We start from the raw sequence: 13,022 nt of genomic DNA, 5'->3' as shown, positions 1-13,022 counted from the left end.
GCGCCGAGACGGAGCGAGCGAAGCGAGCGCAGTGCACCAGACGCCGCAGGCCCCGCCCTCCGGGCGGACGGAGCTACTTTCGAAACACGCCCTAGTCGATCGTTCACGCCCCGCCCCCCCATGGCCTCAAACAGGCGCAAGGCCGTTCGAGGTAGGCTCGGCCGGTCGGCGACGGCCGACGGAGCAGGCAAAGGGAGTGAGACCGGATGGCTGCCGGCAACGACGGCGCGAAGACGCCCGAGGACGACGATCCGTTCGGCTATCTGTACGCGGACGGACAGGCCGCCGGGGCGCAGCCGCCCCAGGGCGGCGGTTACGGCTACCCGGGTCCGATGTCGCAGCCAGGCGTCCCGCGCACCTCGTACAACCAGGTCCGCACGGTCGGCGAGCGCCAGTACGGCGCCCACGCGCAGCAGCCGCCCATGCCGCAGCAGCAGGGACAGCCGCAGGGGCAGGGGTACGGCCAGCCGCACGCGCAGTACGCGGCTCCCGAGACGTACGCCGGCGGCCCCGGTGGCCCCGGCGGGCAGCGCCCCGGCATCCCGCAGCAGCACCAGCCCGGCGGGTACGACGGCGGCGGTTCGGGGCGCGGCCCCAACACCCGTGGTCTGCTCATCGGCGCGGTGGCCGTCGTCGCGGTCGTCGTGCTCGGCATCGCCGCCGCCGTCATCTCCAACCGGGGCACCGAGAACGACACAGCGGACGGTGGGGAGACCACCACCGCCCCGACCAGCGCCCCCACCGAGGCCCAGACTGCTCAGCCCAGTGAGGAGGTCAAGCCCCCGGCAGAGCTGCCCAAGCAGGACGCGGCCACGCTGAGGCTGGGTGGCCCGGCTGCCCTTGCCAAGGACATACCGGGAGCCAAGAGCGAGGGCGGCGCCTACGTGAATTTCAACGGGCAGGGCGGATCGGCGAGTTGGTCTGTGAGCGTGCCCAAGAGTGGTGACTACACCCTCTACATCACGTACAGCGTGCCCGGGAAGGATGCCGAGACTTCCCTGACGGTCAACGCCGGCGCCCCGCGTTCCATCAATATGTCCAACTTCGCCAGAGCGGCAGATGGAGACTGGGCGAAAGGGTGGACCAATACGTACGCCTATGTAAAGCTCAATAAGGGCGATAATGCGCTGAAGATCTCCTGCGAGGCGGGAGACCAGTGTGAGGTAATCCTCGATCAGGTTTCGCTTAAGGCGGGGCAGCCGAAGTAATAAGGCGGAAACAGTGGATGCGAGGTGATTAATCCCCCGCATCCACTGTCGTCCGATCGGATCAAATCCAGCTGGTGCAGCTGTTCCTGATCGTGCCGTCCGTGTTGATGCGCGCCACTTGGATTCCGATGCTAAAGAGTCCGCTGCTGTCCGAGGCGGTGGTCGTCCAGTTGCTGGTCGTTCCGTTGCCGTTGGCATTTGAGTGCCACTGCCAATACTTAACGGTTCCCCAGGTGTCCTTCGATGTCATGCGAACGCGCACGCTGTTTCCGTCGGACATGGTGTCCGAGACGCTCATCCGGATGGTGATTGTGGCGTCCGGGCCGTGGTAGTTGTCGTAAGAGTACGTGCCATAGGCGCCGGTCGTGGCGCAGCTACGGGATCCGCCGTATGCCTCTGTCGCCGCATTGGCGGGGGCTGTTGTTCCGGCAAGCATTGCGAGAGTTCCGAATGCGGATCCTGCGGCGATGACAAGCTTTCTGCGCACGACGACTCCTGGTGATCAGTTTTCTCTTGGCAAAGTGATCATCTGGTTTAGGTAAGGTTAGTTGCAAGATGCATTTCAGCCAGATGGCGTGTGACCTCTAGAGCAGGCGCAGGAACGACGCCACCGTCTCCGCCATCGCCTCGCGCGCCGGGCGCAGATACGCGCGCGGGTCGACGCCCTTCGGATGCGCGGCCAGATGCGTGCGGACGGCCCCGGTGAACGCGGTGTTCAGCGCCGTACCCACATTGATCTTGACCATGCCGGCCACCACCGCCGCCCGGATCTCGTCGTCCGGCACCCCGGACGAGCCGTGCAGCACCAGCGGCACCGGTACGGCGTCGCGCAGCGCGCGGATCAGGTCGTGGTCGAGGGCGGCGGTGCGTTCCGTCATGGCGTGCGAGGAGCCGACGGCGACGGCGAGCGCGTCCACCCCCGTGTCGGTGACGTACGCGGCGGCCTCCGCCGGGTCCGTACGCACCCCGGGCGCGTGCGCGTCGAGCGGTGGCTCGCCCGCCTTGCCGCCGACCCGGCCCAGCTCGGCCTCGATCCAGATGCCGCGCTCATGACCCCAACGGACCGCCTCCGCCGTGGTCTTGACGTTGTCGCCGTAGTCGAGCCGCGAGGCGTCGAACATGACGCTGCCGAAGCCCTCCGCGTGCGCCTGGTGGAGCAGGTCCACGGACTCGACGTGGTCGAGGTGGAGCGCGAGCGGGGCGGAGGAGGCGCGGGCGACGGCGGCGGTCGCGGCGGCGATCGCGGAGAGCCGGCCGCCGTGGAACTTCACGGCGTTCTCGGAGACTTGGAGGATCGCGGGGGTGCCGGCCCGCTCGGCGCCGGCGGCGATGGCCTCGGCGTGCTCCAGGGTGATGACGTTGAAGGCGGCGAGGCCGCGCGCGGCGGAGCGGGCTTCGGTGACGAGGTCGCCGGTGCGGACAAGGGGCATGTGAGGTCCTTGGGAATGCGGTGGCGGCTTGGCGTGGCGTGGCGTGGTGCGGTGCGGCGTGGTGAGGGTGGTGGGAAGCCCGTGTTCCGGTGGGGGAAGGGTGGCTACGGGGTCGGCTTGGGCTCGTGGACGGTGATGCGGGGGAGCAGGGACGCGTAGGCGTCCGCGTCGAACTCGCCTGCCACCGGGGCGAGTACGGTCGCCGCCGAGAGCGCGGCGGCGTGGGACAGACGGGTCGGCCAGTCGGCGCCGTCGACCAGGCCCGCGAGGAGGGCGGCGACCGCCGAGTCGCCCGCGCCGCTGGGGTTTCCCCGTACGGGGGACGGCGGAGCGGCCTGCCAGACGCCGTCCGGGGTCGCGGCGAGCAGCCCCTCGGGGCCGAGGGAGGTGACGACCGCGTGGGCGCCCCGGCGGCGGGCGTCGAGGGTGGCGCGGAGCGGGTCGCGGGTGCCGGTGAGCCCGGCCAGTTCCTCGGTGTTGGGCTTGACGACGTCGGGGCGGGCGGCGATGCCGCGCCGCAGCGGTTCGCCGCTGGTGTCGAGGAGGACCGGGACTCCGGCGGCGCGGGCCGACCGGACGAGGTCCGCGTACGCGCCGACGTGGATGCCCGGCGGCAGGCTGCCGCACAGCGCCACGGCCCGTGCTCCGTCGAGCAGTTCGGTGAACCGGGCGGTGAACGCGGCCCATTCGTCCGGGGCGATCGTCGGGCCCGGCTCGTTCAGCTGGGTGGTGTCGCCGCTCGTGGCGTCGACGACGGCGACCGTGCGGCGGGTGGCGCCGGCGGTCGGGACGAGTGCGTCGTGGACCGTGCCGGGCGATTCGGCCGTGCTCGTGGCGAGCAGTTCGCGCAGCAGTGCGCCGGTGGGGCCGCCGGCGAAGCCGGTGACGACGGTGTCATGGCCGAGGGCGCCAAGGATGCGGGCGACGTTGAGGCCCTTGCCGCCGGGGCGTTCGAGGACCGTCTCGACGCGGTGCGAGGCGTGCGGTAACAGCGCGGGGACGCGATAGGTGAGGTCCAGCGCGGTGTTGAGGGTGACCGTGAGGATCACCTGGGCCCCCCGTCGTCGTCCGCCCCCGGTTTCTGGCTGCCCCGATCATGCCAAAGAGACGGCTGTCGGCCCAGACCCCCGCCCGTCCGCCACAGGACGAGAGGGGTCAAGTCCGGGTGAAAACGGCGTAGATGGGGCCGGTCGGCCCGACGGGCGGGGCCGGGTGGCCCCATCCGCCGAGTCCAGGGGCCGAGGGTCTCCGAGGACCCTCAAGGCTCCCTGGGGGTGGGGCCGGACCCGTACGAGGGGTAGGTAGGTTCCCGTACGGGTCCGGGGCGTAGGGGCCGAGGGGCGGCGTCCCGGGGCCCGGTGAGGTTTCCGGGGGTCGGGGCCGGGGTCGGGGGCCCGGAGCCGGTGGGGCGCCGGTCAGCCGAGTCGGGGCTCGACCAGCCACTCGCCCTTGCGCATCACGCCCTTGAGCTCGAAGTCCGCGTCGAGCACGACGATGTCCGCGTCCTTGCCCGGCTCCAGGGAGCCCACCCGGTCGTCGATGCCGAGCAGCTTGGCCGGGTTGGCGGAGATGGCCTGGACGATCGACTCGACCGGCAGCCCGTCGATGGTCGCGGCCCGCTTGAACGCCCGGTCCAGCGTCAGCGTCGAGCCCGCGATCGAACCGCCCTCGACGAGCCGAGCCACGCTGTCCTTCACCTCGACCTCCAGCGTGCCGAGCATGTAGCGGCCGTCGCCGAAGCCGGCCGCGTCCATGGCGTCGGTGATGAAGGCGACCCGCTCAGGACCGGCGTGATGGAACGCCAACTCCAGTGCGGCCGGGTGCAGATGGGTGCCGTCGTTGATGAGCTCGACGGTCACCCGCTCGTCCTCCAGGAGCGCTGCGATCGGGCCGGGCGCGCGGTGGCCGAGGCCGGGCATCGCGTTGTAGAGGTGGGTGGCGACGGTGGCGCCCGCGTCGATGGCGGCCGTGGTCTGCTCGTAGGTGGCGTCGGTGTGGCCGATCGCGGCGATCACGCCGTGCTCGGCGAGCAGCCGTACGGAGTCGATGCCGCCGGGCAGTTCGGTGGCGAGGGTGACCATCCGGGCCTGGCCGCGCGCCGCCTCGATCAGCTTGCGCACCTCGGCCGGGTCGGGGTCGCGCAGCAGGGTCTCGTCGTGGGCGCCCTTGCGGCACGGGGAGATGAACGGGCCCTCGAAGTGGATGCCGGCGATCTCGCCCTGCTCGGCGAGTTCGGAGAGCAGGCCCGCGCGCCGGCCGAGGAAGTCCATGTCGCCGGTGACGAAGGAGGCGACGACGGTGGTCGTGCCGTGCAGCCGGTGGGTGTGGACGCCGGTGAGGATCTCGTCGGTGGTGCCGGAGGTGAAGGAGGCACCGCCGCCGCCGTGGTTGTGCATGTCGACGAAGCCGGGCACGAGCCAGTGGCCGGACAGGTCGAGCGCGGGCGCCGGCGTGCCCTCGGGGGCGCTGCCCGCGATGCGGCCGTTCTCGACGATCACACGCCCGTTCTCGACGATCCCGGTCGGCAGCACCACACGGGCCCCGGCGAGAACTGTGGAAACGGCCATCAGGCGGATACCTCCGGGTCGACGGGCTGCGGGGAGACGGGCGGGGTGGTCGGGGCGGACGAGGCCGTCGGGACGGGTGAGGTGGTCGGTTCGTGGCCGGCCGGGCCCTCGGCGAGCAGGTCCCAGGCGAGCAGGCCCGCGCCCAGGCAACCCGCCGTGTCCCCGAGGGCCGCCGGGACGATGGCGGGCAGCTTCTGGAAGGTGACGCGCCGCTCGACCGCGGCCCTGAGGGGCGTGAACAACGTTTCCCCGGCCTCCGCCAGACCGCCACCGATGATGAGCGTGCGGGGGTCCAGCAGGGTGAGGGCGGTGACCAGGCCGTCGGCGAGCGCGTCGACGGCGTCCTGCCAGATCCGTACGGCGGCGGGGTCGCCGGACTCGACGGCCTTGGCGCAGTCGGCGGCGTCGGCGTCCGGGTCGCCGGAGAGCCGGGCCCAGGCGAGGGAGACGGCGGAGGCGGAGGCGTACCGCTCCAGGCAGCCGTGCTGGCCGCAGCCGCACTCCGTACCGCCGGGGCGGACGACGATATGGCCGATCTCGCCGGCGTAGCCGTGGGCGCCCGCCTCGATCACGCCGCCGATGCCGATGGCACCCGCGATGCCGGTGCCGAGCGGGACGAAGAGGAAGCGGTCGGCGCCGTGGCCGGCGCCGATCCGGCCCTCGGCGAGGCCGCCGGTGCGCACGTCGTGGCCGAGGGCGACCGGGATGCCGTCGAGGCGTTCGCTGAGCAGGGCGCGCAGCGGGACGTCGCGCCAGCCGAGGTTGGCGGCGTAGACGGCGATGCCGTCCGCGGCATCGACGATGCCGGGGACGGCGACTCCGGCGGCCGAGGCGGGCTCGCCGTACCGCTCGATGCCGAGCGCCCGCAGATCGGCGGCGAAACCGAGGATCGTCTCGATGACGGCCTCGGGCCCGCGCTCGCGCGCGGTGGCGCGGCGCGCCTCGTGGAGCAGTGTGCCGTCCGCCCCGACGAGGGCGGCCTTCATCCCGGTGCCGCCCACATCGAGGGCGATGACGTGTTTCACGGGGAACAGTCTCGCCGCGATGGCCCGAAAGGTCTAGTCCACTTAGGAGGATTGTTACGGACGTATACAAATTCGATTCCGCGTGGCGGAGCGGGGGAAGGGCTGGTGGCGGGGCCCTTGGCGGGGCCCTGGCGGGCGGGTGATGGACAGGCGGTGGGGCCGGGGACGCGGGCGATACGGCGATCGCGCCACGCCCCACCCTGGCCCCACCACCGCGCGCCTCACCGCCCAGGCGTCACAGCCGCCGACGCCGACGCCGGCAGCGCCTCCACCACGGCCGCCCCACCCCTCACGGGGTGAGGATCACGCTCCGCGTCAGGTTCCGGGGCCGGTCCGGGTCCAGGCCGCGGGCCTCGGCGAGCGCGACCGCGAGCCGCTGGGCCCGCACCAGGTCGGCCAGCGGATCGGTGCCGGGCCGGGACACCAGGGTGCCGCCGACCCGGGCGACATCGCCCGCCAGCCCCTCCGGCAGCTCGCCGAAGACCCAGGCCACCCGGCCGGGGCCGGTGATGGCGATGGGGCCGTGCCGGTACTCCATCGCCGGGTACGCCTCGGTCCACGCCCCGGCCGCCTCGCGCATCTTCAGCGCGGCTTCGAGCGCGAGCCCGTACGTCCAGCCGCGCCCCAGGAACGTCCACTGCTCGGCGGCGAGCGCCGCCTCCGGCAGCGGCTCGGTGAGCGCCAGCTCGGCGTCGACGGCGGCCTCCTCGACCGGCTTCAGACCGGCGACCGGGCCGAGCCCGGCGCGCAGGAAGGCGAGCGCGGTGGTGGCGAACCGGGTCTGCACCACCGACTCCTCGTCCGCCCAGTCCAGCACCGCGACCGCGTCGGCCGAGGCCATGACCGGGGTCTTCGGGTCGGCGGTGAGCACCGTCGTCGGCACCCGGCCGCGCAGCCGGTCGAGCAGGTCGAGCACCTCGGTGGTGGTGCCGGACCGGGTGATCGCCACCACCCGGTCGTACGTACGGGCGGCCGGGAACTCGGAGGAGGCGAAGGCGTCCGTCTCGCCCTGGCCGGCGGCCTCGCGCAGCGCGGCGTAGGCCAGCGCCATGAACCAGGAGGTGCCGCAGCCGGTGACGGCGACCCGCTCACCGGGCTTGGGCAGCCCCTCGAAACCGGCCGCCGCCTCGGCGGCGCGGCGCCAGGAGGCGGGCTGGGTGGCTATCTCGGCGGACGTGCGTGCGGCGGGGGTACGGGACATGCGGGGTGACTCCTCAAGGTCCTGGCCTGCTGCGAACTGCTGCGGAACCCCATGCGTAGCAGCGCCCCGTGGGATGGATCAATGGGCCACGGCGGTGACGGGAAGGTCGGACGGTTCGCGAACGCGCAATAAATTGGTCTGTATGACCACCGAATTCGGCGGGCCGGGCGAGCTGGGCGAGCGCGAGCGGGCCGTCCTCGCCCTGGAACGGCGCTCCTGGCCGGGCCCCGGCGCCAAGGAACGGGCCGTACGCGAACAGCTCGGCCTCTCCGCCACCCGCTACTACCAGCTGCTCAACGCCCTCCTCGACGACCCGCGCGCCCTCGCCCACGACCCGGTCACCGTCAACCGGCTGCGCCGGGTCCGCGCGGCCAAGGAAGCCCGTAGGTGACGCTTCCCGCGCCCGCCTCCCGCACCCGCCATCCGTGCCCGGACCCGGGGCCCCTCCGGGCCCTCTCCGGGTGACATCCGGCCGTACGCCGCCCGTCCGCCGGTCACGGGCGGCCCGAGCCGCTGACGGGACGGCCGAGGCTCGGTAGGGTCGTGAGCATGGTCAGCAGCCTTCCGCATCCGACCACCCCCGCCGGCCGCGACGGACTCGCCGCGCTCCTCGCCCGGCCCGAGAAGGCCGTCGTCGCCCTCGACTTCGACGGCACCCTCGCCGAGATCGTCCCCGACCCCGAGCAGGCCCGCGCCCACCCCGGCGCCGTCCCCGCACTCGCCGCCCTCGCCCCGCACGTCGCCTCCGTCGCGGTCGTCACCGGCCGGCCCGCGGGCGTGGCGGTGCGCTACGGCGGCTTCGCCGGGGTCCCCGGCCTGGAACACCTCGTCGTCCTCGGCCATTACGGCGCCGAGCGCTGGGACGCCGTCTCCGGCACCGTCCAGGCCGCCGCCCCGCACCCGGGCGTCGCCACCGCCCGCGCCGCCCTGCCCGGCTTCCTCGACCGCACCGGCGCGTGGCCCGGCACCTGGATCGAGGAGAAGGGCCGCGCGCTCGCCGTCCACACCCGCCGCGCCGAGGACCCCGAGGGCGCGTTCGAGGCCCTGAAGGGCCCGCTCGGCGACCTCGCCGCCGCCCACGGCCTCGTCCTCGAACCGGGCCGGCTGGTCCTGGAACTGCGCCCCCCGGGCGTGGACAAGGGCATCGCGCTCGCCGAGTACCTCCACGAGACCGGCGCGGGCTGCGTCCTCTACGCCGGCGACGACCTGGGCGACCTCCCCGCGTACGCCGCCGTCGAGCGGCTGCGCGCCGCCGAAGGCGTCCCCGGTCTCCTCGTCTGCTCCGCCGCCGAATCCGCCGCCGTCCCCGACCTGGCCGCCCGCGCGGACCTCACCGTCGCGGGCCCGGCGGCCCTGGTCGACTTCCTGAAGGCACTGGCTGCTGCCCTGGAGGAGCCCGGCAACTAACCCCGCAACGCGTCCAGTTGGGCCCGGAACCAGCGCTGCGGCGGGTGGGCCGTCGCGGCCTCGGCGAGGTGCTTGGTGCGGTCGGCGCGTTCCGGGGCGGGCATCGAGAGGGCCTCGTGCAGCGCCTCGGCGGTCGCCGTCACGTCGTACGGGTTGACGGTCAGGGCGTCGGCGCGCAGTTCCTCGTAGGCACCCGCCTCCGTGGACAGGACCAGCGCGCAGCCCGCGTCGGAGACCACCGGGATCTCCTTGGCGACCAGGTTCATGCCGTCGCGCACCGGGTTCACCAGGGCCACGTCGGCGAGGCGGTAGGCGGCGAGCGAGCGGACGAAGTCGTCCTCGACGCCGACCAGGACCGGCCGCCAGTCCGGGGTGCCGAACTCCTCGTTGATCCGGTCCGCGAGTTCGGTCACGGAGGCGGTGTACGCGCGGTAGACCGCCAGGTCCTGGCGGGAGGGGTACGCGGAGGCGAGATGGACCACCCGGCCGCGCCATTCGGGGTGGGCGGTCAGCAGTTCGCGGTAGGCGAGCAGGCCGCGCAGGATGTTCTTGGAGAGTTCGGTGCGGTCGACCCGGACGATCGTCTTCCGGCCGCCGTCCCGGTCCACGCCGGCCTCCTCGCGCAGCCGGGCGAGTCGTTCGTCGACCTCCGGGCGGTGCGCGAGCGCGCGCAGCTCGTCGCCGTCCACGCCCAGCGGGTGCACCCGGACCCGGGTCTCGCCGATCGTGCGCTCCACGAGCGGGTCGCCGAGGAACGCGGCGGCCCACGCCCGGGTGTGGAAGCCGACCTCGTCGGCCCCGAGCAGCCCCTCCACCAACTCCTCGTGGACGTCCTCCGGCAGCATCCGCAGATACTCCGGCGCCGCCCACGGCGTGTGCGTGAAGTGCCCGATCCTCAGGTCGGGGCGCAGCGCCCTCAACTGCCCTGGAACCAGCGCCAGATGGTAGTCCTGGACGAGTACCGCCGCACCGTGGTCCGCCGCCTCGGCCAGGGCCTCGGCGAAGGCCCGGTTGTAGGCGCGGTACGACGCCCAGCGGCGGCGGAAGGCGGCGTCGAAGACGGGCTCGCGCGGGATGTCGTAGAGATGGTGGTGGAGGAACCACAGCACCGAGTTCGCGATGCCGTTGTACGCGTCGTCGTACACGTCCGGGTCGATGGCGAGCATCCGTACGCCCGGCTCGGCGATCCCGCGCCGTACCGCCTCGCGGTCGCCGTCACTGAGCGCCGCGCACACCCACAGGCTCTCCCCGGCGGCGTCCTCGGACCGCCCGCCGGGCTGCCCCCCGGACTGTCCGGACGACAGCGCGGCGAGCCCCGACACGAGCCCCCCGCCGCCCCGCCGGGCGGCCAGTGATCCGTCCTCTTGCACGGTGTACGAGACCGGTCCGCGGTTCGAAGCCACGAGTACGGAAGCCATATGGCGAACCTAGCCCGTCCGGTAACCGCTCAAACGTACGGATAAGAGGGGTGCGTCGTCACGGCCGGTCACCTCTCCCTGGTCGCGCCGCCCGCCGTACACGCGTACGCCGTACGGCGCCCTGCCCGACCTCGTCCGGAGCGTCGCCCCGCCTCACGCCACGTCGCGCCCTCGCGCGTACTCCTCGATCTCGATCATCGGCGGCCGCTCCTCCGTGTCCACGGCGTACGTCCGCGGGATGAACCCGTCCTCGCCGCGCTCGAACTGGGTGAGCCTCGGCCGTACCAAGTGGCCCCGGGACAGCCGTACTTGGGCCGTCCGGTAGATCGTCGCCGCCATCCGGCCGAGCGCCCGCCCGTCCTGGTGGCGGTGCTTGCGGACGCCGACGTCGACCTGGGCGAGCGCGTCCAGGCCGGCCGTGTGCAACGCGTCCACCAGCAGGCCCAGTTCCACTCCGTAACCGACCGGGAACGGCAGCCGTTCGAGCAGCGAGCGGCGGGCCGCGTACTCGCCGCCCAGCGGCTGTACGACCCCGGCCAGCTGCGGCCAGTGCAGGTTCAGCAGCGGGCGGGCCACCAGCTCCGTCACCCGGCCGCCCTGGCCGGGCGCGTCGCCGAGCGGCCGGTCGTACATCGCCTTCACGAACGCCACGTCGGGGTCGGTGAGCAGCGGCCCCACGATCCCGGAGACGAAGTCCGCCGAGAAGTCCCTGAGGTCCGCGTCGACGAAGCAGACCACATCCCCGCTCGTCACCATCAGTGACCGCCACAGGACCTCGCCCTTGCCCGGCAGGGCCGGTATGCGCGGCAGTATCGCGTCGCGCGCCACCACCCGGGCGCCGGCCGCCGCGGCCACCTCCGCCGTGCGGTCGGTGGAACCGGAGTCGATCACCACCAGTTCGTCCACCAGCGGCACCGCCTCCGTCATCAGCTCGCGGCGGATCACCGAGACGATCGTGCCGACCGTCGCCTCCTCGTTGAGCGCGGGCAGCACGACACTGACCTTCGTGCCCCGCTTGGCGGCGAGGATCCGCTCCAGCGGGCGGTCGGCCACCGACCAGGACCGCCGGGCCAGCCAGCGTTCCACTTCTTCCAGCAACATGATCTCCATCTCGCGGATCGGACGCGCCTCTCCGGCTGCGAAGGCTTCGGTTACAGTCTTGAACAACGCGGCGGCCCGCTGCATGTCGGGGGTACCGACCGCGTTCACAACCGAATACCGCTCATCCAGAGGGGCAGAGGGACACGGCCCGTTGAAGCCCCGGCAACCCTCCAGTCGGTTCTCGTTCGCGCGAGGTCCCCGGCTCGGGAAGGTGCCAAATCCGTCTCATGGCGAAACACGTCGTGAGGAAGATGAGGAGAAAGGGCCTCGCCTGCCATGGCTGCTGCACCGACGGATGCACCCACCACCCACTCTGCTTCCGCTTCCGCCCCCGGCACCGTCGATCTCGGCCCCGCGTCCGGCCTTTCCTGCCGGGAATGCGGAGAGATCTTCCCCCTCGGCCCGATCTTCGCCTGCGAGCACTGTTTCGGCCCGCTCGAAGTCGCCTACGACCTGCCCACCGGCGACCCCGAGGCGCTGCGCAAGGCCATCGAGGCCGGTCCGGCCAACATCTGGCGTTACGCTCCGTTGCTGCCCGTCCCCGCCGACGTCGCGAGCAAGCCCAACCTGAACCCCGGCTGGACCCCGCTCGTCAAGGCCGACAACCTGGCCCGCGAGCTCGGCGTCGAGCCCGGCAAGCTGTTCGTCAAGGACGATTCCGGAAACCCGACCCACTCCTTCAAGGACCGGGTCGTCGCGCAGGCCATCGAGGCTGCCCGCGCCTTCGGCTTCACCACCCTGTCCTGCTCCTCCACCGGCAACCTGGCCGGCGCCGTCGGCGCCGCCGCCGCCCGGGCCGGCTTCCGCTCCTGCGTCTTCATCCCGCACGACCTGGAGCAGGGCAAGGTCGTCATGGCCGCTGTCTACGGCGGCGACCTCGTCGCCATCGAGGGCAACTACGACGACGTCAACCGCTTCTGTTCGGAGCTGATCGGCGACCCGCTCGGCGAGGGCTGGGGCTTCGTCAACGTCAACCTCCGCCCGTACTACGGCGAGGGGTCCAAGACCCTGGCGTACGAGATCTGCGAACAGCTCGGCTGGGTGATCCCGGACCAGCTCGTCGTCCCGATCGCGTCCGGCTCGCAGCTCACGAAGATCGACAAGGGGCTGCGGGAGCTGATCGCCCTCGGCCTCGTCGAGGACAAGCCGTACAAGATCTTCGGAGCCCAGGCCGAGGGCTGCTCCCCGGTCTCGGCCGCCTTCAAGGCCGGGCACGACGTGGTCCGCCCGCAGAAGCCGGACACCATCGCCAAGTCCCTGGCCATCGGCAACCCGGCCGACGGCCCGTACGTCCTCGACATCGCCCGCCGCACCGGCGGCGCCGTGGAGGACGTGAATGACGAGCAGATCGTCGACGCGATCCGGCTGCTCGCCCGTACCGAGGGCATCTTCGCCGAGACGGCGGGAGGCGTAACCCTGGGCGTGGCACGGAAGTTGGTGGAGAGCGGGCTCATCGACCCGAGCCTGACGACCGTCGTCCTCAACACCGGGGACGGTCTGAAGACCCTGGACGCGGTGGCCGACGGCTCACAGGCGACCGCGACCATCCGCCCGAGCCTCGACGCCTTCCGCGCCGCCGGACTGGCGCACTGAGCGTCCCGGCTTCCGCCGCTGCCGCCGCTGCCGTCGCCGCCGTCTCCCTCTCTCCCTCCCCCTCCCCCTCCC

12 protein-coding genes and 1 riboswitch are annotated in these 13,022 nt (G+C 72.7%); of the genes, 4 read left to right on the top strand and 8 right to left on the bottom strand.

Going from position 1 to position 13,022, the window contains the following annotated elements; genetic code table 11:
- The first annotated feature begins 206 nt into the window (after window positions 1-206).
- On the top strand, window positions 207-1,208 hold the full coding sequence (locus ABZ990_RS30685; protein ID WP_361238730.1) for a CBM35 domain-containing protein: 1,002 nt from the start codon (window positions 207-209) through the stop codon (window positions 1,206-1,208).
- Between the two features lie 61 nt (window positions 1,209-1,269).
- On the opposite strand, the gene ABZ990_RS30680 is transcribed toward ABZ990_RS30685, so the two are convergent.
- The 6 genes from ABZ990_RS30680 to ABZ990_RS30655 form a co-directional block, all read right to left on the bottom strand.
- Window positions 1,270-1,695 carry a hypothetical protein gene (locus tag ABZ990_RS30680; RefSeq protein ID WP_361238727.1) on the bottom strand — a complete coding sequence of 142 codons (426 nt, stop codon included), beginning with the start codon at window positions 1,693-1,695 and terminating at the stop codon, window positions 1,270-1,272.
- 97 nt (window positions 1,696-1,792) lie between these two features.
- Window positions 1,793-2,638, bottom strand: a complete 846-nt coding sequence (locus ABZ990_RS30675; RefSeq protein WP_361238724.1) for a class II fructose-bisphosphate aldolase — start codon at window positions 2,636-2,638, stop codon at window positions 1,793-1,795.
- Window positions 2,639-2,742: 104 nt separating this feature from the next.
- On the bottom strand, window positions 2,743-3,687 hold the full coding sequence (locus ABZ990_RS30670; RefSeq protein WP_361238721.1) for a 1-phosphofructokinase family hexose kinase: 945 nt from the start codon (window positions 3,685-3,687) through the stop codon (window positions 2,743-2,745).
- Window positions 3,688-4,053: 366 nt separating this feature from the next.
- Complete coding sequence (nagA, locus tag ABZ990_RS30665) at window positions 4,054-5,205, bottom strand: N-acetylglucosamine-6-phosphate deacetylase (RefSeq protein WP_361238718.1); 1,152 nt, start codon at window positions 5,203-5,205, stop codon at window positions 4,054-4,056.
- Window positions 5,205-6,230 (bottom strand): ROK family protein, encoded by a 1,026-nt coding sequence (locus ABZ990_RS30660; RefSeq protein ID WP_361238715.1) that lies wholly within the window; start codon window positions 6,228-6,230, stop codon window positions 5,205-5,207. Before ABZ990_RS30660 ends, nagA begins: the two co-directional genes overlap by 1 nt.
- Before the next feature lie 289 nt (window positions 6,231-6,519).
- Window positions 6,520-7,431: a sugar isomerase gene (locus ABZ990_RS30655; RefSeq protein ID WP_361238712.1), complete on the bottom strand. Its 912-nt coding sequence runs from the start codon at window positions 7,429-7,431 to the stop codon at window positions 6,520-6,522.
- Window positions 7,432-7,573: 142 nt separating this feature from the next.
- Here ABZ990_RS30655 and ABZ990_RS30650 point away from each other — a divergent pair, with 142 nt between their 5' ends.
- Complete coding sequence (locus tag ABZ990_RS30650) at window positions 7,574-7,822, top strand: DUF3263 domain-containing protein (protein WP_361238710.1); 249 nt, start codon at window positions 7,574-7,576, stop codon at window positions 7,820-7,822.
- 158 nt (window positions 7,823-7,980) lie between these two features.
- On the top strand, window positions 7,981-8,838 hold the full coding sequence (otsB, locus tag ABZ990_RS30645) for a trehalose-phosphatase (RefSeq protein WP_361238707.1): 858 nt from the start codon (window positions 7,981-7,983) through the stop codon (window positions 8,836-8,838).
- On the opposite strand, the gene ABZ990_RS30640 is transcribed toward otsB, so the two are convergent.
- Both ABZ990_RS30640 and ABZ990_RS30635 read right to left on the bottom strand, forming a co-directional pair.
- Window positions 8,835-10,256 (bottom strand): trehalose-6-phosphate synthase, encoded by a 1,422-nt coding sequence (locus ABZ990_RS30640; protein ID WP_361238704.1) that lies wholly within the window; start codon window positions 10,254-10,256, stop codon window positions 8,835-8,837. The two genes, otsB and ABZ990_RS30640, sit on opposite strands and share 4 nt — an antisense overlap.
- Window positions 10,257-10,409: 153 nt before the next feature.
- Window positions 10,410-11,354, bottom strand: a complete 945-nt coding sequence (locus ABZ990_RS30635) for a glucosyl-3-phosphoglycerate synthase (RefSeq protein ID WP_361238733.1) — start codon at window positions 11,352-11,354, stop codon at window positions 10,410-10,412.
- Window positions 11,355-11,475: 121 nt separating this feature from the next.
- Window positions 11,476-11,615, top strand: a riboswitch (SAM riboswitch).
- A gap of 18 nt (window positions 11,616-11,633) precedes the next feature.
- Between ABZ990_RS30635 and thrC the strand changes: the two genes are divergently transcribed.
- On the top strand, window positions 11,634-12,950 hold the full coding sequence (thrC, locus tag ABZ990_RS30630; protein WP_361238701.1) for a threonine synthase: 1,317 nt from the start codon (window positions 11,634-11,636) through the stop codon (window positions 12,948-12,950).
- Window positions 12,951-13,022: the final 72 nt, after the last annotated feature.

Origin of the sequence: Streptomyces sp. NPDC046203 (genome assembly GCF_040646255.1) — a bacterium.
Lineage (GTDB): Bacteria > Actinomycetota > Actinomycetes > Streptomycetales > Streptomycetaceae > Streptomyces.
This window is presented reverse-complemented; position numbering and strand designations above follow the sequence as displayed.